The organism is Paenibacillus sp. XP01 (assembly GCF_057364885.1).
This window is the reverse complement of record NZ_CP139481.1, coordinates 4,862,201-4,881,416: the sequence shown is the minus strand read 5'-3', so window position 1 is coordinate 4,881,416 and position 19,216 is coordinate 4,862,201. Positions and strand designations below refer to the sequence as shown.

Here is a 19,216-nt window from a genome sequence, read left to right as displayed (position 1 = left end):
ATTGACGATATTAGTATAATAAAGACATCATGTTCGAACAGATTAATTTGGAGAAGTGAGGTTATTCATGTGCTTTTAAACCAATTTGCAGCAAAACTGAAAACCGCTCGCCTCATCGGCGAGCCTCATACAGAATGTCAAAACCTGCAGACAGATTCCCGTCAAGTCAAGCCGGGCGATCTGTTTATCTGTCTGCCGGGACATACGGTCGACGGTCATGATTATGCGGAAAAAGCCGTGAACGCGGGTGCGGTCGCACTTGTCGTGGAACGCGAGCTGAATCTGCCGGTTCCGCAGCTGCTCGTCAAGGACAGCCGTTTCGCCATGGCCGTGCTGGCCGATTTCTTTTTCGGGTCCCCAAGCCGCAAGATGAACATGATCGGGGTAACCGGAACGAACGGCAAAACGACGACCACTTATCTGATCGAAAAGATCATGAGCGATTACGGACAAAAGACAGGACTGATCGGCACCATACAGATGCGTTATGACGGTCGCACATACCCGATGTCCGGCACTACGCCGGAAGCGCTGGATCTGCAGCGCAGCCTGCATGACATGGTGCAGACGGGGACGACCTGCTGCGTGATGGAAGTGTCTTCTCATGCACTGGAACAAGGCCGCGTAAAAGGAACCGACTTCCGCACGGCGGTATTCACCAACCTGACGCAGGATCATCTGGACTACCACCATTCCATGGAAGAGTACCGTTCCGCCAAAGGACTGTTCTTTGCCCGCCTGGGCAACGAATTCAGCGCGGATGATTCCCGCCGCAAATACGCGGTCATCAATGCGGACGACGCCGCTGCGGACTATTTCAAATCGGTAACGGCGGCCGAAGTCATTACATATGGCATGGGAGAGGACGCGGACGTCCGAGCCTCCGAGATCAAAATAACGGCGCAAGGCACGTCGTTCCATGTGGACACCTTTGCGGGCAGCACGGATATCCGTTTGCGCATGGTGGGCAAATTCAACGTTTACAACGCCATGGCGGCCATAGCTGCAGCGCTTGTGGAGAACGTACCCTTGGAAGAGATCAAGCGCAGCCTGGAGACGGTTCCTGGCGTGGATGGCCGCGTGGAAGCCGTCGACGAAGGCCAGCCGTTTGCGGTGATCGTGGATTATGCGCATACGCCGGACGGACTTGAAAACGTGCTTCGCACCGTGAAGGAGTTCGCCGAAGGCCGCGTAATTACCTTGTTCGGCTGCGGGGGAGACCGCGATCGGACGAAACGTCCGCTCATGGGGAAAATTGCGGCAAAATACAGCGATCTTGTGTTTGTTACCTCAGATAACCCTCGCACGGAAGATCCGGAGCTTATTCTTAAAGACATCGAGCAGGGACTCATCGAAGAATCCGTTCCGACCGACCGGTATATCATGATTGTTGATCGCCGTCAGGCGATTCATGAGGCTATTGAAAAGGCAAGCCCTGCCGATGTAGTATTGATTGCGGGCAAAGGGCATGAAAACTATCAGATTATCGGCACGACCAAAACCGATTTTGATGACCGGATCATTGCCAAAGAAGCGATAAGGGGAAAATCCAATTGATAAAGAGAACTATGGCACAACTGGCCGAAATGTGTGGAGGCACTTTAGTCGCCCCTGCTGCATATGCCAATATGGCTGCCCAAGGCGTTTATACGGATTCGCGTAAGCGGGCTGAAGGAAGTTTGTTCATTCCGCTTGTCGGCGACAGATTTGACGGACATGAATTTGCGCAAGCCTGTATGGAGAACGGTGCTGCCGGTACACTGTGGCAAAAAGACCATGGCGAACCGCCGCAGGGAGCCGTCATCGTCGTCGACGATACCCTTGAGGCGCTCCAGGCGCTTGCGTCGGCTTATTTGGCCGAAAGCAAAGCCTCGGTGGTCGGCATTACGGGCAGCAACGGCAAAACAACGACAAAGGACATCGTCGACGCGCTTCTGTCCACCACGTTCAAGGTGCACAAAACGCAAGGCAACTTTAACAATCATATCGGTCTGCCGCTCACCGTGCTTGCGATGGAGCCGGACACCGAGATCATTATTTTGGAAATGGGCATGAGCGGACGAGGGGAGATCGAGACATTGTCCCGCATTGCCCGCCCCGACGTTGCAATTATTACGAACATCGGCGAATCCCATCTCCTGCAGCTCGGTTCCAGGCTGGAGATTGCCAGGGCCAAAGTGGAGATCGTGGCTGGCATGAAACCTGGCGGCTTGCTGATCCGAAACGGGGATGAGCCGCTAATCACGCAAGTGCTAGCAGAGGAAACAACGATCAAACCGGCAGGCTTGAACCAGTTTACATTTGGTCTTCAGCCGGACAATGACGATTATGCGACAGGCATCATGAATGCGCCCGGCGGGGTTGTTTTCACGAGCAAACAATCCGGCGAGGCCGCGCTGAGCTTGCCGCTGCTCGGCACGCATAATGTCGTGAACTGTATGGCTGCCCTGGCGGTCGCTCGCCATTTCGGAGTGCCTGCCGACCGCATTGCGCAGGGATTGTCCGGGCTGAAGCTTACAGGCATGCGGATTGAGATCGTTCAAGGCGCCAGCGGACTCACCATGCTGAACGATGCTTACAATGCAAGCCCGACCTCCATGAAAGCAGCGCTGGATGTCATTGAAGGCCTGAATGGATACAAATCCAAGGTCGCCGTGCTTGGCGACATGCTGGAGCTTGGGCCTCAAGAGCAGCAGCTTCATTATGATATAGGCAAGTATATTTCGCCGGAGAAATTGGACCTGGTGCTTGCATACGGGCCGTTGTCCGCCCACATTGCGGAAGGGGCCAGGGAAAACATGCCGCCCGAAGCGGTGCATGCTTTTGACAACAAAGAAGAAATGACCCGTTACCTGCTAGAGAAACTCCATCCCAGAGACGTTGTCTTGTTCAAGGCCTCACGGGGCATGAAGCTTGAGGACGTGGTCGAAGCACTGAAAACAGCACCATTACAGAACCGAGTAGACTAGAGGGGTGAACCCATGGATTTTCAAGTATTACTGTTAACAATCGGCGTTTCATTCATTTTGGCGGTGATTGCCGCACCGCTCTTGATTCCACTGCTGAGACGGATGAAATTCGGCCAGCAGGTACGGGAAGATGGCCCGCAGAGCCATCTGAAGAAAAGCGGAACGCCGACAATGGGCGGGGTTGTAATCATTCTGGCGTTCACGCTGGCTTTCCTGAAATTTTCGGCTGTCAAAAATACGGATTTTTACGTTCTGCTCGTAGCTACGCTTGGCTTTGGACTCATCGGATTTTTGGATGATTACATCAAAATCGTGTTCAAGCGCTCGCTGGGCCTGACGCCGGGGCAGAAGATGTTCGGGCAGCTGTTATTCAGCGCGATCATGTGTTACCTGCTTATTCAAAACGGGCATAGCACCGCTATATCGATTCCGGGCACTTCGGTATCTTTCGACTGGACGGGATGGTTCTACTATCCATTTGTCGTAATCATGATGCTGGCCATTACCAACGCCGTGAACTTTACCGATGGCTTGGACGGTCTGCTATCCGGCGTAAGTGCCATTGCTTTCGGCGCATTTGCCATTGTGGCGATGCAGGCGACTTCCATGCCGGCAGCCGTATGTGCCGCGGCTATGATCGGGGCTGTGCTGGGCTTCCTCGTTTACAATGCCCATCCCGCCAAAGTATTCATGGGTGATACCGGATCGCTGGGCATTGGCGGAGCGATAGGAGCGGTTGCCATCGTCACGAAGACGGAGCTGTTGTTCGTCATTATCGGCGGCGTGTTTGTCATCGAGATTTTGTCCGTCGTCATCCAGGTCATCTCGTTCAAAACCCGGGGCAAGCGCGTATTCAAAATGAGTCCCATCCACCATCACTTCGAACTGAGCGGCTGGTCGGAATGGCGCGTCGTCATTACCTTCTGGGCTGTTGGCGCCATATTGGCAGCTGTCGGACTTTATCTCAACAAGGGGTTGTAAAACATGAAGCATCCTGATGAATATCGCGAAAAACGGGTTGTCGTGCTCGGACTGGCCAAAAGCGGCGTGCAGGTCGCCAAGGTACTGGAACGCGCCGGCGCCAAAGTGACGGTCAATGACAAAAAGGAGAGGGAACAGTGTCCCGAAGCATCCGAGTTGGAGGCTTTGGGAATTTCTGTTGTATGCGGGGGACATCCCGATAACCTCATTAACGAGGATGTTCAGCTCGTGGTCAAAAATCCGGGAATCCCGTACCAGGCACCACCCGTCCAGAAAGCGCTCGAGCTTGGGATTGAGGTCGTTACCGAAGTCGAGGTTGCTTACCATCTCTGCGAGGCACCGATCATCGGAATTACGGGGTCCAACGGCAAAACAACGACAACGACATGGGTTGGAAAAATGCTGGAGCATGCCGGCCTGAAACCGATTGTGGCTGGAAATATCGGTACACCGCTCTGCGAAGCGGCGGAACAGGCTGATCAGGACAATTGGATGGTGGCTGAGCTGAGCAGCTTCCAGCTTAAAGGCACGGTGGATTTCCGTCCGCGCATTGCGTGTCTGCTCAATGTGGCCGAGACCCATCTGGATTACCACGGAGACATGGACGATTACGTTGCCTCCAAAGCCAAGCTGTTCGCCAACCAGCAGTCCGGGGATACCGCGGTGCTCAATTGGGATGACCCCGTATGCCGCGGCCTCGTACCCTACATCAAGGGCAGATTGGTTCCCTTCTCCGTGACGGAGAAGCTGGACATCGGGGTTTACGCCGATCCGCCATACGTGGACGGTGAGGAGGATGATGTTCAGCGCCAGGCGATCTACGCTGACGGCAGCGGCAATCACCATGTCATCATTGACGTGTCCGACATCGGCCTTCCTGGCCGGTTCAACGTGGAGAATGCACTGGCCGCCATTGCGATTGCGGTGTCTGCCGGGGCCGATCCGTCTTCATTGCTCGTACCTCTGTCCGAATTCAAGGGTGTCGAGCACCGTTTGGAGTATGTCCTGGAGCACCAAGGAGCCGCATATTACAACAATTCGAAAGCGACCAACTCCAAAGCTACCGTCAATGCGCTGGGCTCTTTCAAACAACCCGTCGTGCTGATCGCCGGTGGATTGGACCGCGGGTCGGACATGATGGAGCTGCTGCCTTTATTTCAGGAAAAGGTCAAAGCGGTGGTGGCCCTTGGCGAGACACGGGAGAAGATTGCCCGGGTTGCGGAACTGGCCGGGTTAAAGGAAATCAAGGTCGTCGATAATGAGGAGGATGCCGCCCTGACGCTAACCGCTGCAGTACAGGAAGCGAAGAAGCTTGCGGCTCCGGGCGATGTGGTTCTTCTGTCGCCTTCTTGCGCCAGCTGGGACATGTTTGCTTCTTACGAAGAGCGGGGACGCATTTTTAAAGAGGCGGTGCATAACTTGTAAGTAGGGGGGTGGAAAAGCCCCTACTTCGATGCAAGGGGTGGCCTCCTGATGAAACAGACGCGACCGGCGCCGGACATCTGGCTCCTGATTTGTATTTTGGCTTTGCTTGCCATCGGCATTATTATGGTTTATAGTGCGGGATCGGTACTTGCATTCCATGATTATGGCGATTCCTTTTACTTTGTCAAACGACAGCTGCTGTTTGCGGGACTTGGACTCGCGGCGATGTTTGTTACGGCTAACGTGGACTATCGTGTGTGGAGGAAGTATGCCAAGCCGATATTGATTGCCTGTTTCGTGATGCTGATTGCGGTGCTGATTCCCGGGATCGGCGTTGTTCGCGGCGGAGCCAGGAGCTGGCTGGGCATCGGTTCGTTCGGCATCCAGCCGTCGGAGTTCATGAAGCTGGGCATGATTTTGTTTTTGGCGCACTGGCTCGGTAAGGATACGGGCAAACTCAAAACCTTTACGACAGGATTGCTTCCGCCCCTCGGATTGATGGGGCTCGCTTTTGGGATTATCATGCTGCAGCCTGATTTGGGGACAGGCACCGTCATGATGGGAGCCTCCGTGTTGATCGTGTTCACTGCCGGAGCAAGAATGAAACATTTGCTGCTCTTAGCCCTTGGCGGCGTGGCCGGTTTTGTGGCATTGATCGCTGCAGCCCCCTATCGGCTGAAACGAATTACGGCATTTCTTGACCCATGGTCAGACCCGTTAGGTGCAGGATATCAGATCATTCAATCCCTTTATGCGATTGGCCCTGGCGGGTTGGCAGGCCTGGGACTCGGGATGAGCCGGCAGAAGTACAGTTACGTCCCGGAACCGCAGACTGATTTTATTTTTTCCATTTTGGCCGAAGAGCTTGGATTCATCGGTGGAATGATTGTGCTGCTCCTGTTCCTTGTGCTGATTTGGCGGGGCATGCGCGTCGCGATGACGATTCCCGATGCTTTCGGCAGCCTGCTCGGCGTCGGCATTGTCGGCATGGTTGCTGTTCAGGTCATCATCAACATCGGCGTGGTGATCGGTTTAATGCCGGTCACGGGCATTACGCTTCCACTGATCAGTTACGGCGGTTCTTCTTTAACCCTCATGCTGACAGCTCTCGGCATTTTATTGAATTTATCCCGTTATGCGAGGTGAACATACGATGCGAGTCGTATTAAGCGGCGGCGGAACCGGAGGTCATATCTATCCGGCCGTGGCCATTGCTAGGCAGATCGAGGCGGAAAATCCGGACTCGGAATTTTTATATATCGGCGGTACCAGAGGCTTGGAGAGCAAACTGGTACCCCAGGAAAATATCCCGTTTCAGTCCATTGACATTACGGGCTTCCGTCGTAAATTATCCATGGACAATCTGAAAACCGTGATGCGCTTCCTTCAAGGCGTCAGGAAATCCAAAAAAATGCTGAAGGAGTTCAAACCCGACGTGGTGATCGGCACAGGCGGATATGTGTGCGGACCGGTCGTTTATGCCGCAGCCAAATTGGGCATTCCGAGCGTCATTCACGAGCAGAACGCCATTCCGGGTCTGACCAACAAGTTCCTGACCCGCTATGTGGATACGGTGGCGGTCAGCTTTGAAGGCGCGGACAAGGCTTTTCCGGGGGCCAAGCGGGTCGTTTACACCGGAAATCCCCGGGCAACGACCGTGGCCAAGGCCAGCCGTGACCGGGGATTTGCCACGTTGGGCGTACCGATGGACAGCAGGGTTGTCCTTGTTGTGGGAGGCAGCCGCGGAGCCAAGGCGATCAATAAGGCAATGGTCGACATGGCTCCGATGCTGGAGCGGTTGAAGGATGTGCACGTCGTGTACGTCACCGGCGAATCGTACTTTGATGAAACGCGGGAAGCCATTCGCAGCACGCTTGGCACGATGCCGAATCATTTGCATGTATTGCCGTACGTACACAACATGCCGGAAGTGCTGGCGTGCACTTCGCTGATCGTCAATCGGGCAGGCGCATCGTTTCTGGCCGAGATTACTTCGCTCGGCATACCTTCCATCCTGATTCCGTCTCCGAACGTGACGAACAATCATCAGGAAGCCAATGCCCGCATGCTGGAACGAGGCGGAGCTTCGGTGACCATGCTTGAGAAGGATTTGTCCGGCAAGGCGCTTTATGAGGCCATCGAGGGCATCATGAACAACGAGGAAGCCCGCAAACGCATGGCGGCATCCTCCCTTTCGCTCGGCAAACCGGATGCAGCCGAAGTGCTGGTAGACGAAATTCGAAGACTTGCGGTGCATCGGTAAAGTGCTTTATGGGCGATTGTCACACACTGGCAGGGACTTACATAAGATACCCTATAAATCGTGACAATCGTTCTATGGCGCGGCAGCACAGCCTGCGGGAAAAGAAGCTGGTTCTCCGATCGGTTTCGAAACAAGGGTGATGGTCTGCATGAGTTTGGAGCCCCATCCGGCATCATGCGGACACGGTCCTTGAAAACGAAACGCTTGCAACTGGCACCATATGGAACATCGGCGGATCCTGCGGGTACGCCGGTCCTACCGGGGAACAGTGAGCAAATGTTCAATCCCGTTCGGCCTGTTGCACAGATGGCAGATTCCTTGGGGGAGCCGAAGGGAAATGGAGGATCTGGGTTCGACTGCAGCTCCCGGAACTGTCGGGGGATGTCGTGAAATGAATGCAGGTGCCCATGGATCGGATGGTCACGGATATTTCATACCGCTTGAATAGAAGCTGGGGCGTGGGAGACGGTACATTATGTTTCCAAGTGCAATTCCCGGCCATGCAACGGCATAGGACGTTATCACCCTGATACAGCAAATTCGGAGCAATACATCATCTCAAACCGGCATTGAACTTGTTTCGGAAGTTTTCGCAGCGGGTGAGCGGTAAACCCCGGAGGTGATACATTGGACAAATTGGTGATTGAAGGCGGGAAACCCCTCTCAGGAACCATACGCATCCATGGAGCAAAAAATGCCGCTTTACCGATTATGGCCGCAAGTTTGTTGGCAGACGGCAAAGTAACCCTGCACAACGTTCCGCACTTGCTGGACATTCAAGTGATGCTGTATATCCTGGAGCGGCTTGGATGCACATGTCGGCATGAACAGGAGATCGTGACCATTGACACATCGTCCATTCAGTCATTCGACGTGCCTGAGGACCTGATGAAGCAGATGCGCTCATCCATCTTCTTGATGGGGCCATTATTGGCCAAGTTTGGGCAAGTCTCCGTGTACCAGCCAGGCGGCTGTGCCATAGGAGAGCGGAAGATTGACCTTCATCTCAGAGGCCTTGAAGCATTGGGGGCTTCGATTGAAGAACTGGATCAGCAAATCGTCTGTCAAGCACAGAAACTGGTGGGTACGGATATTCAGCTTGATTTTCCCAGTGTAGGGGCCACCGAAAATATCATGATGGCCGCAGTGTTGGCAGAAGGTACTACGACGATCTACAATGCGGCGCGAGAGCCCGAAATTCAAGATTTGCAGCATTTCCTCAATGCCATGGGGGCACGCATTATCGGTGCGGGAACCGATACGATTACCATTAACGGCGTGGAGAAGCTGGAGCCATGCACATATGAAATTATCCCGGATCGAATCGTTGCAGGCACGGTGATGATCGCAGCCGCAGCGACCCGTGGCAATGTGACGCTTACGCACTGCAACCCGGCGCACCTTACTTCGCTTATTCATGTGCTCAAGCGCGTTGGTGTTCAAATCACGGTCTGCAATGATATAATGACGGTGAGCAGCATGAGCCGTCCAAAATCAGTGGACCGCATCGTGACTTCGCCGTATCCTTCGTTTCCTACAGATCTGCAGTCCCAGATCATGGTCCTGCTTAGCTTGGCGGATGGGTTTAGTGTAATGAGGGAAACGGTGTTCGAGGGCCGCTTCAAACATGTTGATGAGTTGAATGTGATGGGAGCCGACATTTCCGTGGATTTGAACGCGGCTTTCATCCGCGGGGTACCTAGGCTTTATGGGGCTACCGTGGAAGCAACCGATCTGCGCGCCGGAGCGGCACTTGTCATTGCCGGATTGGCTGCGCAAGGGAAGACGGTTGTGGAGCAGGTTCATCATATCGATCGAGGATATGATCGGATTGAGAAGCTGTTCCAGAGTCTGGGGGCTACGGTTGAACGACAGTCTCCGGTCTCGAAACAGCTGGATTTTGCCAATTAACGTCCTTTGAGTCCCCTTCTTATAGGGGAGGGGACTCGAGGCTTTGTGGAGCGCGATCTATGCCAAAAAGTCAAATTCCGGTTCTGAAAACGAACCGGCCTAAACGAAATACGAGCCGTAAGCTTGTTTTTGTGTTATTGCTATTATTCGTAGTCCTTCTTGCCGTTCTTTTTTTTCGTTCTTCCGTTAGCCGGATTTCGGCGATTGAAATTACGGGAAATGTATACACTTCGACCTCGGAGCTTCTTGAGCAAACCGGATTGAAGGTCGGCGACCAGTTTTTTGGGACAAGTTCCGGGGAAGTGGTCCAGAGGCTGAAAGCGAACAAGGCCATACAAGGAGCGACGGTGGACAAGCAGTTTCCGGGCACCATTCATATCAAGGTCCAGGAGTACCCGACAGTTGCGTATGAACTTGATGCGAGCGGTGCGCTGAAGGCCATTCTGGCCAGCGGGACAAGCCTTGCCGTACCTGCAAACACCGGGGTAGCCGTTGAGAAGCCGATCCTCACGCAGTGGAAAGCCGATGATCCGCTCAAAGCGGAACTCAGCGAAGTGTTATCGAAAATTCCGAATGAGTTGACCACGGATATTTCGGAAATCATTCCGAATCCGACGCCATCTTTTCCCGACCAGATTCGGATGTATACCAAAACGCAATTCGAAGTGGTTACGACGGTCTCCATGCTTGCGGACAAAGTGGAGTATTTGAACCAGGTGATCGAGACCGAACGGCCAGGGAAAATTACGATGCTGGAGGCGGACACATACGTGCCTTTCATTGCGGAAGACCCGGATGAAAATGCCGAACCAGGAGCGGGTCAATAACGAAACGAAGCTCTCCTGATTAGAAGTGCAAAGCCTGACGGAATGCCGTTTCAGACTGGTCCGGTTTGTGAAAGTTGTGCTTTCTGTGAAGGGGAAAAAATGATACACTTTAGCTTATGGCACTGGAATAGCCTCCTTCTTTTTTCTTCAAGGTTTTATGTATTGACACCCAGATGTTGGCATCCAAAAAAATTGTAGAAAAAAGAGGGAAAGCCTAAAGTGTGTTGAATATGTTTTAAGAGTGTTTATACGTTCGTAATCTATTATTGGAGTCAGGAGGTGCCAGAGACTTGAGCAACAATGACATCATTGTTAGTTTGGACATCGGTACATCCAAAATTCGCGCTATTATTGGGGAAATTAATAATGGAACCTTTAATATTATTGGAGTTGGATCTGCCGACTCGGAGGGAATTCGCAAAGGTGTAATCGTAGATATCGACCAGACGGTGCAATCGATCCGCAATGCGGTGGAACATGCGGAGCGTATGGTAGGTATTCAAATATCCGAAGTATATGTTGGAATCTCGGGAAATCATATTGGGTTGATGAGCAGCCACGGTGTCGTGGCCGTTTCGAACGAAGATCGTGAAATCGGGGAAGAAGACATGGAACGGGTGTTGAAAGCAGCCGAAGTCATTGCGGTCCCGCCAGAGCGTGAAATTATCGATGTTGTGGCGAAGCAGTATATCGTAGATGGTCTGGAGGGCATACAGGACCCGCGCGGTATGATTGGCGTTCGCCTTGAAGTTGAGGCAACGATTATTACGGGGGCAAAAACCGCGATACATAATCTTTTGCGCTGTGTGGAGAAAGCGGGCTTGAAGGTAAGCGACCTCGTGCTGATGTCTCTGGGCGCAGGTCAGTTAGCATTGTCCAAAGATGAGAAATCGATGGGTTCCGTGCTTGTTGACATTGGCGCAGGGGCAACAACGATTGCCGTTTTCGAGGAAGATAGCCTCGTGGCTACTTCAACGCTTCCGATTGGCGGCGAGTTTGTAACCAATGATATCGCCTATGGGCTTCGCACGTTGACGGATCAGGCTGAAAAGGTCAAGTTGAAATACGGTTGTGCTTGGCTGGATGATGCTGCCGCCGACGTTATGTTCAAGGTAACCCGCATTGGCAGCAATGTGGACAAGGAGTTTTCGCAGGAGGATCTTGCTGCAATTATTGAGCCAAGGGTTCAAGAAATTTTCCAGATGATCGCTCAGGAAGTGAAACGCCTTGGTTACATGGAACTTCCCGGAGGTTATATATTAACGGGAGGAACCGTGTCCATGCCTGGAGTGCTGCAGGTAGCTCAGCATGAACTGGCTGCATCGGTTCGAATCGCGGTTCCGGATTATATCGGTGTCCGCGACCCCGGATATACTAGCGGTGTGGGCATATTGCATAATGTGATCCGCAGCTTGCGCGTTCGTCCGTCTGTGAGCAGCAGCGGTGGCGGCAGCAGCACGGGCAGCAAGAAGCCGGCCAACCGCGCAAAGCCGAGCGCAGCTCCGGAAGCTGAACAAAAACCGGGCTTCATCGAACGGCTGAAAAACATGTTCAGCGAATTTATATAACAGGTTGAATCCATTTCATACTCTTTAAGCCGTCTGAATGCGCTGGTAAATTCACAGAAACGCTTTCGTTCGTCGATATATGAAATTGATTCGGTTCAATACCAATTGGACGGGCCATCCATGCACATTGAGGGGGAGATGGAATAATATGTTGGAATTTGATTTCGAGATGGAGAGCTTGGCTCAAATAAAGGTTATCGGTGTGGGCGGCGGCGGAAGCAATGCTGTCAACCGGATGATCGAAAATGGAGTGCAAGGCGTAGAATTCATTACGGTGAATACGGATGCGCAGGCGTTGCACTTGGCGAAATCCGAACATAAATTGCAGATTGGCGACAAGTTGACGCGAGGTCTTGGTGCCGGTGCCAACCCGGAGGTAGGTAAAAAAGCTGCCGAGGAATCCCGCGATCTGATCATGAACACCTTGAAAGGTGCGGACATGGTTTTTGTAACTGCCGGAATGGGCGGAGGTACAGGAACAGGCGCGGCACCGGTCATTGCCGAAATCGCCAAGGAATGCGGGGCCCTTACGGTAGGCGTAGTGACCCGACCATTTACGTTCGAAGGACGGAAACGTTCCAGCCATGCGGAGCAAGGCATTGAAGCTCTTAAGGAAAAGGTCGATACGCTGATCGTTATTCCGAACGATCGTTTGCTTGAAATCGTCGACAAAAAAACGCCGATGCTCGAAGCGTTCCGTCAAGCGGATAACGTGCTTCGTCAAGCCGTTCAGGGCATTTCTGACCTGATTGCCGTTCCAGGATTGATCAACCTTGACTTCGCGGACGTCAAAACGATCATGACGGAACGCGGATCGGCCCTGATGGGGATCGGCGAAGCAACAGGAGAGAACCGCGCGGCTGAAGCTGCACGTAAGGCGATCATGAGCCCATTGCTTGAAACTTCGATTGAAGGCGCACGCGGCGTAATCATGAACATTACGGGCGGAATCAATCTTTCCCTGTATGAAGTGAACGAAGCAGCGGAAATTGTTACTTCGGCTTCGGACCCTGAAGTGAACATGATCTTTGGTGCGATCATTGACGAAAACATGAAAGAGGAAATCAAAGTCGTTGTCATTGCAACCGGTTTTGAAGACAATCCGGTATCACCGCCTCCAGGCCGCAAACCAACGCCAACGAGCGAACCGGCGGAGAATCGTTCTCCGAACCTGCGTCCGTTTGGGAATCAGCCAAGTGCCGATCAGCTGGACATTCCGACATTTTTGCGCAATCGTACGCGTAATAACAATAACGATTGATCGTTCATGGAAAGCGACAGAACCCGGTCTCCTGATGGAGAAACCGGGTTCTTTGCCGTTCACAATATCAGCATGACTGAACTTCAAGTCACCTTCTCCTTCATACTGCAACCCGGTTCTCTTCAATTCGCGGCCCGGTTCCTCGACAAGTGCCTCGATAACTATTTCCTTTAGGAAGATTGTACCATACCCCAATGAACAAATTCTGAACAACCCGCATAGCGCACGTTCCGACAAAAAAAGTTGAAGCCATTCCACCATGTTTAGACAGACTTTGAGAAAGGGGTTCCCTATACTTGTGAGTATGTTCCATATGGAAACTGTGCTGCAAAATTGATAGATAAGCAACCACGGCGATCGAAGTCAGTTAATTTCGATATGTGGTGAGCGGGCAGGTGGATCGTGTGGTTGTATACGTAGATCTCATTTTTTTGACCAACCTGTGCATCGACGGTGCGCTCATCGGGCTGACAGCATGGATGAGAAAGAGCAGGCTGGTCTGGTGGAGATGGTTGTTGTCCGCCGTTGTGGGGGCACTGTACGTGGTCATGATGTTCGTGCCTGAGCTCGCGTTTCTGTTCACGTTCCTGATCAAATTCACATTGTCCCTGATTATGTTGTTTATCGCGTTTGGCTTCAAAGGTCTGCAGGCATTCTGCAAAACGTTGGGAACCTTTTATGTCATCAATTTTGTGGCTGCCGGGGGCATTCTGGGCGTGCACTACATGCTTCAGAGCTCGGGTGAGCTGTTCAACGGAATCTGGTTTACGGCATCTGGCGGAATGTCGTTTGATTTGAAAATCGCGTTTTGGTTTACGTTTATCGTATTTTTTGCGGTGCTGGCGTTGTTCAAAGCCGTGCAGAACTCGAAGCGTAAAGCAGAACGGATGACTACGTATCTCGGGCAGGTCGATGTGTACATTGATGAAGCGATCGTTTCTTGTACAGGCCTTTTGGATACGGGAAACCAACTTGCCGCCCCGCTCACCCGTCAACCCGTTATGGTGATGGAAGTATCGCAATGGCAGCAATGGCTGCCGGATTCCTGGAAGGACAGATTGAAACATGAGGCGCCGGACAACCTTATTATGGACATGAATCAGGAGCAATTTCACTGGCAGGATCGATTGAGGCTTGTACCCTATCGGGGCATCAATAAGGGGACTGCGTTTATGCTGGCAATCAAGCCGGATCGGGTGAAGGTAACGATGGGTGGGATCTGTTATGAAACAACCAGAGTCCTGATAGGTTTGGATGGGGGAACGTTATCGTCCGAAGGAAAATATCAGGCGGTCATTCACCCTGACCTCGTGCAGGATTCCAGCGGTGGAGCGCCGATCGCCGGCACTGCAGGAACAACAGAAAAGCCGCTGAATGTGGTATAGGAGGAACGTGCATGCTTTTGAAATGGAAACTGGTAGCGCAGCTTCAATATTATCGTTTTTTATTTTTGCTTGGACTCAAGAGCGAGGAAATCTATTACATTGGCGGAAGCGAGGCGTTACCGCCTCCGTTAACGCGTGAGGAAGAAGAGTATCTGCTGCAAAAGCTCTCTTCGGGCGACGCTGCGATCCGCGCGATGCTGATCGAACGAAACTTGCGGCTGGTAGTGTACATTGCGCGCAAATTCGAAAATACGGGCATCAACATTGAAGACCTGGTATCCATCGGGGCCATCGGGTTAATCAAAGCCGTGAATACGTTTGATCCGGAGAAAAAAATCAAGCTGGCGACGTATGCTTCGCGTTGTATCGAAAATGAGATTTTGATGTATTTACGGCGCAACAGCAAAATCCGGACAGAGGTTTCGTTTGATGAACCGCTCAATATCGATTGGGATGGAAATGAGCTGCTCCTGTCTGACGTGCTTGGCACTGAGAATGATACAATCTATCGAAACATCGAAGAGCAGGTCGATCGGAAGCTTTTGCATAAAGCGCTCGACAAATTGACCGATCGCGAGCGAATGATCATGGAGCTGCGGTTCGGACTGCAGGACGGGGAAGAGAAAACGCAGAAGGATGTGGCCGATCTGCTGGGAATCTCCCAATCCTACATTTCCCGCCTGGAGAAACGGATCATCAAGAGGCTGCGCAAAGAGTTCAACAAGATGGTTTGAAGCGCCGCAGATCCGGTTTGTTTAATTTATGGGTATTACTGGCAAGCATGCCAGCAGCGAATAAAAAAGCCTGCCCCGGAGATAATGTACATTAATGTTTCTCCTTGGGAGGTAAATCACGATGACCCGAAACAAAGTCGAGATTTGTGGCGTGGACACTGCAAAATTGCCTGTCCTCACCAACGTAGAAATGCGGGAATTGTTTCATTCCCTTCAGCAGCACCATGATCGCTCAGCAAGAGAGAAATTGGTGAATGGCAATCTGCGCCTCGTGCTCAGCGTCATTCAGCGTTTCAACAATCGGGGGGAGTTTGTCGATGATCTGTTCCAGGTTGGCTGCATAGGCCTGATGAAAGCCATTGATAATTTTGATTTATCCCAAAATGTCAAATTTTCAACATACGCAGTGCCGATGATCATCGGTGAAATTCGTCGATATCTGCGCGACAACAACCCGATTCGCGTATCCCGTTCTCTCCGGGACATTGCTTATAAAGCGCTCCAAGTCCGGGATAGCCTGACGAACAAAAACTCTCGCGAACCGACCATTTTCGAAATTTCCGAAGCGCTGAACGTGCCCAAAGAAGACGTGGTATTTGCCCTTGATGCCATTCAGGACCCGGTATCGCTCTTCGAACCCATTTATCACGACGGAGGCGACCCCATCTATGTGATGGATCAGATCAGCGACGACAAAAACAAGGACGTTTCCTGGATCGAGGAAATCGCTTTGCGCGAGGCGATGCATCGGTTGGGACAACGGGAGAAAATGATTTTGTCCATGCGTTTTTTCGAAGGGAAAACCCAAATGGAAGTGGCGGATGAAATCGGGATTTCCCAGGCACAGGTCTCGCGTTTGGAGAAGTCGGCCATTCAGCAGATGCAAAAACACGTGAAGTCATAAACGATACGAGATAGGGCGATGATCCGGGATAACCCGGAGTCGCTCTTTTATTTTGGGGTGCATGGTAATACGGAGATGTTTCGCTGTGCGGCCGCCTGCCTAAAAACAGGACATTTTTCCCCGCCCGTACATATAGTGTATAGAATGAAAGAACGGGCAGGAGCGGAAGCAGACTGGAGGCGGAACCCGATGAAAGGAAATGTGGGCGCCCAGACGGGCAGAGGAATGAAGATTTCCGATTTTCAAACCAAAGAGGTCATCAATATTACCGATGGCAAACGATTGGGCCAGATCAGCGATTTGGAACTGGATTTAAGGCAGGGGAGGATCGAGGCCATCGTGGTGCCGGGGTATACCCGCTTCATGGGATTGTTTGGAGGGGGCACGGACCTGATCATTCCATGGCGAAACATCGTCAAGATCGGCTCCGACGTCATATTGGTGAAGATGGATGAAGTCAAGGAGCCTTCATACGATGAAGGGGAACGCGAGGCTCGCATGTATGATGCGCAGATCAGCCGCGCAGAACGAATGGATCGAACGGAACGTCTGGAGCGAAGTCAGCGCCGGTCGATCTGAACGAGACAGGACAGGGGTTCATTTGGTACACTGGAGCTTGCGAGGTGAAAAATATGAAGATGGAACCTTTTGTGTTGGAACAGGAACAGATGCTTAAGAGCGGGGGCCCGGAAAATGCAGCGGCTCCCGAGCCGTTGTTGATATATGTGAAGCCGTGGAGAGAGCAATATGACGGTTTGAGTGCAGGATTTACGACGAGGCAGGGAGGAAACGGAAGTGCTCCTTATGGAAGCCTGAATTGTGCGTATCACGTCGGTGACGATCCGGTAACGGTTCTCAACAATCGAAAGCGGATTGCATCCAAGCTGGGCTTTTCGGAAAGTGCCTGGACGTGCGGAGAGCAGGTTCATGGCAAACAGGTTGCCGTCGTTCGGGCTGAAGACCGGGGGCGGGGGTGGATGGATCGCGAATCTGCCTTTCAAGATACGGACGGCTTGGTTACGGATGTGCCGGGTGTCCTGCTGACCTCCTTCTACGCGGATTGCGTGCCATTATATTTCTACGATCCCGTACGAGGTGCAGTAGGGCTTGCTCATGCTGGCTGGAAAGGGACGGTAGCGGGCATTGCCGAATCCGTGATCGAAAAAATGGAGCAGGAGTACGGCAGCCAAAGGCATCATATCCGAACCGCGATCGGCCCTTCCATCGGCGATTGCTGTTACGAGGTGGATGAGGCCGTCATGAAACATGTGCGGGTTTGGCTTGACGGGGCCGAGGGTAATGAGGGGTATGGGGCAAATGGCAACCTGATCTTCCATTCGGCCGGCAATGGCAAAACGATGTTAAACTTGAAAGAATGCAATCGACACATTATGATGAAAGCAGGAATATTGCCGGATCATATCGAATGTACTACTTGGTGTACAAGCTGCAACCCGGACATTTTCTTCTCTTACCGGAAAGAAAACGGAACTACCGGGCGCATGGCTAGCTGGATTGGGCTGGAAGAGAGGTGACCCTCTGTGTCTTTGGAGGAACGTATACAACAGGTAAATCAGAAGATCGAAGCCGCGTGTCGGCGCAGCGGCCGCAATCGCGAGGATGTTAACGTGATTGCCGTCACGAAGTACGTTTCGCTGGAAACGACGGGAGCTGTGCTGGACCGCGGGCTTGAGCATATCGGAGAAAATCGCTGGCAGGATGCGCAGGCCAAATGGGAAGCCTATGGGCAGCAGGGAACTTGGCATTTTATCGGCCACCTGCAGACGAACAAGGTCAAGGACGTTGTCGGAAAATTTCGTTACATACATTCGCTGGACCGGTTATCGCTGGCGAAGGAATTGAACAAAAAGGCGGCTGCGCTGGGCATTGGCGTGGAAACGTTTTTGCAGGTCAACATTTCGGGTGAAGAGAGCAAGTATGGTTTGCAGCCTGAAGACGCAGCCGGCTTTTTACGTGAAATAGGCTCATTGGATCATATCAAGGTTATCGGTTTAATGACGATGGCCCCTCATGAAGAGGACCCGGAGCTGACTCGTCCCGTATTTCGCGGATTGCGGGAACTGCGAGACCGTTTGAATGGACAGGCCCTGACACAAGAACCGCTGACTGAATTATCCATGGGCATGTCCAATGATTTTGAAGTGGCGATTGAAGAGGGAGCAACCTGGGTTCGACTGGGATCGATTCTCGTAGGGAAAGAGGAGGGTTCACGATGAGCGTAATGAATAAATTCATGAATTTCTTTGGACTCCAGGAAGAAGAAGAGATTGTGGAACGTGAACGTTTGGCTGCACAAGAAGAATCCGAGCCGGATCACCATGAACCTGAAACCTCCGAGCTGGATAAACGTAGAACACAAAGGGGCAATAATGTGGTAAGCATTCATTCCCAGAAAAATGTGAAAGTTGTTTTGTATGAACCGCGCTCCTATGACGAGGCTCAAGAAATTGCCGATCATCTGCGTTCGCATCGTACGGTCGTCGTTAATTTGCAGCGTGTTCGCCAGGACCAGGCTTTGCGCGTCATTGATTTTTTGAGCGGAACGGTGTACGCCCTGGGCGGCGGTATTTCCAAAATCGGCGGTAACATTTTTCTCTGCACGCCAGACACGGTAGAGATCCAGGGTACCATTACGGAAATTCTGGCTGAGAGCGAACAAGATTATAACAGGATGAGGTGAGCCTTTTTTGAGTCTAATTTATAGTGTCGTATCCATCGCGTTCCAAATTTACCTCTACATGATTATTGCGTATGTGCTTTTGTCGTGGCTTCCCAATGCTCGGGAGAGCGCTGTCGGAGAATGGCTTGCCAAACTCGTTGAACCTTTCCTGAGCCCGTTCAGGCGGTTTATTCCGCCGTTATTCGGAATGCTGGACATTTCGCCGATCGTGGCCTTGATTACACTTCAATTGGCGGAAGTGGGCTTGAAGTCCATTCTTCTCCGTTTTATGTAAGGTAGGAACCGAC

Annotated in this window: 18 protein-coding genes; all 18 read left to right on the top strand. The window is 52.1% G+C overall.

The features are described 5' to 3' along the window. The first annotated feature begins 69 nt into the window (after positions 1–69). The 18 genes from SNR34_RS21995 to SNR34_RS21910 all read left to right on the top strand — a co-directional run bounded on the left by SNR34_RS21995 (position 70) and on the right by SNR34_RS21910 (position 19,203). On the top strand, positions 70–1,557 hold the full coding sequence (locus SNR34_RS21995; protein WP_486180171.1) for a UDP-N-acetylmuramoyl-L-alanyl-D-glutamate--2,6-diaminopimelate ligase: 1,488 nt from the start codon (positions 70–72) through the stop codon (positions 1,555–1,557). Beyond that, positions 1,557–2,969: a UDP-N-acetylmuramoyl-tripeptide--D-alanyl-D-alanine ligase gene (locus SNR34_RS21990; RefSeq protein WP_343261787.1), complete on the top strand. Its 1,413-nt coding sequence runs from the start codon at positions 1,557–1,559 to the stop codon at positions 2,967–2,969. Before SNR34_RS21995 ends, SNR34_RS21990 begins: the two co-directional genes overlap by 1 nt. A 12-nt stretch (positions 2,970–2,981) precedes the next feature. After that, entirely contained in the window at positions 2,982–3,950 is a 969-nt protein-coding gene (gene mraY / locus SNR34_RS21985) for a phospho-N-acetylmuramoyl-pentapeptide-transferase (protein WP_236416625.1), read from the top strand. Between the two features lie 3 nt (positions 3,951–3,953). Next, positions 3,954–5,375 (top strand): UDP-N-acetylmuramoyl-L-alanine--D-glutamate ligase, encoded by a 1,422-nt coding sequence (murD, locus tag SNR34_RS21980; RefSeq protein ID WP_236416624.1) that lies wholly within the window; start codon positions 3,954–3,956, stop codon positions 5,373–5,375. Positions 5,376–5,423: 48 nt separating this feature from the next. Next, positions 5,424–6,521, top strand: a complete 1,098-nt coding sequence (spoVE, locus tag SNR34_RS21975; RefSeq protein ID WP_486180170.1) for a stage V sporulation protein E — start codon at positions 5,424–5,426, stop codon at positions 6,519–6,521. 7 nt (positions 6,522–6,528) lie between these two features. Next, complete coding sequence (murG, locus tag SNR34_RS21970; protein ID WP_236416621.1) at positions 6,529–7,638, top strand: undecaprenyldiphospho-muramoylpentapeptide beta-N-acetylglucosaminyltransferase; 1,110 nt, start codon at positions 6,529–6,531, stop codon at positions 7,636–7,638. 627 nt (positions 7,639–8,265) lie between these two features. After that, positions 8,266–9,549, top strand: a complete 1,284-nt coding sequence (gene murA, locus SNR34_RS21965) for a UDP-N-acetylglucosamine 1-carboxyvinyltransferase (protein WP_236416620.1) — start codon at positions 8,266–8,268, stop codon at positions 9,547–9,549. A 59-nt stretch (positions 9,550–9,608) separates the two neighbouring features. Beyond that, positions 9,609–10,376, top strand: coding sequence for a cell division protein FtsQ/DivIB (locus SNR34_RS21960; RefSeq protein ID WP_236416619.1), 768 nt, complete (start codon positions 9,609–9,611; stop codon positions 10,374–10,376). Positions 10,377–10,666: 290 nt separating this feature from the next. Next, positions 10,667–11,944 carry a cell division protein FtsA gene (gene ftsA / locus SNR34_RS21955; protein WP_236416618.1) on the top strand — a complete coding sequence of 426 codons (1,278 nt, stop codon included), beginning with the start codon at positions 10,667–10,669 and terminating at the stop codon, positions 11,942–11,944. A gap of 148 nt (positions 11,945–12,092) precedes the next feature. Further along, a complete protein-coding gene (ftsZ, locus tag SNR34_RS21950) occupies positions 12,093–13,205 on the top strand; it encodes a cell division protein FtsZ (protein ID WP_236416617.1) in 1,113 nt (370 codons plus the stop codon). Between the two features lie 404 nt (positions 13,206–13,609). Continuing rightward, positions 13,610–14,590 (top strand): sigma-E processing peptidase SpoIIGA, encoded by a 981-nt coding sequence (gene spoIIGA / locus SNR34_RS21945; RefSeq protein WP_486180169.1) that lies wholly within the window; start codon positions 13,610–13,612, stop codon positions 14,588–14,590. Between the two features lie 11 nt (positions 14,591–14,601). Beyond that, a complete protein-coding gene (gene sigE, locus SNR34_RS21940; protein ID WP_236416615.1) occupies positions 14,602–15,324 on the top strand; it encodes an RNA polymerase sporulation sigma factor SigE in 723 nt (240 codons plus the stop codon). 121 nt (positions 15,325–15,445) lie between these two features. Then, positions 15,446–16,228, top strand: a complete 783-nt coding sequence (gene sigG, locus SNR34_RS21935; protein WP_236416614.1) for an RNA polymerase sporulation sigma factor SigG — start codon at positions 15,446–15,448, stop codon at positions 16,226–16,228. A 189-nt stretch (positions 16,229–16,417) separates the two neighbouring features. Then, complete coding sequence (locus tag SNR34_RS21930; protein WP_236416613.1) at positions 16,418–16,807, top strand: YlmC/YmxH family sporulation protein; 390 nt, start codon at positions 16,418–16,420, stop codon at positions 16,805–16,807. Between the two features lie 59 nt (positions 16,808–16,866). Next, entirely contained in the window at positions 16,867–17,763 is an 897-nt protein-coding gene (pgeF, locus tag SNR34_RS21925; protein ID WP_343261786.1) for a peptidoglycan editing factor PgeF, read from the top strand. Between the two features lie 6 nt (positions 17,764–17,769). Beyond that, positions 17,770–18,465 carry a YggS family pyridoxal phosphate-dependent enzyme gene (locus tag SNR34_RS21920; RefSeq protein ID WP_236416612.1) on the top strand — a complete coding sequence of 232 codons (696 nt, stop codon included), beginning with the start codon at positions 17,770–17,772 and terminating at the stop codon, positions 18,463–18,465. Then, on the top strand, positions 18,462–18,929 hold the full coding sequence (locus SNR34_RS21915) for a cell division protein SepF (protein WP_236416611.1): 468 nt from the start codon (positions 18,462–18,464) through the stop codon (positions 18,927–18,929). Before SNR34_RS21920 ends, SNR34_RS21915 begins: the two co-directional genes overlap by 4 nt. Positions 18,930–18,936: 7 nt before the next feature. Further along, a complete protein-coding gene (locus SNR34_RS21910; RefSeq protein ID WP_290371453.1) occupies positions 18,937–19,203 on the top strand; it encodes a YggT family protein in 267 nt (88 codons plus the stop codon). Positions 19,204–19,216: the final 13 nt, after the last annotated feature.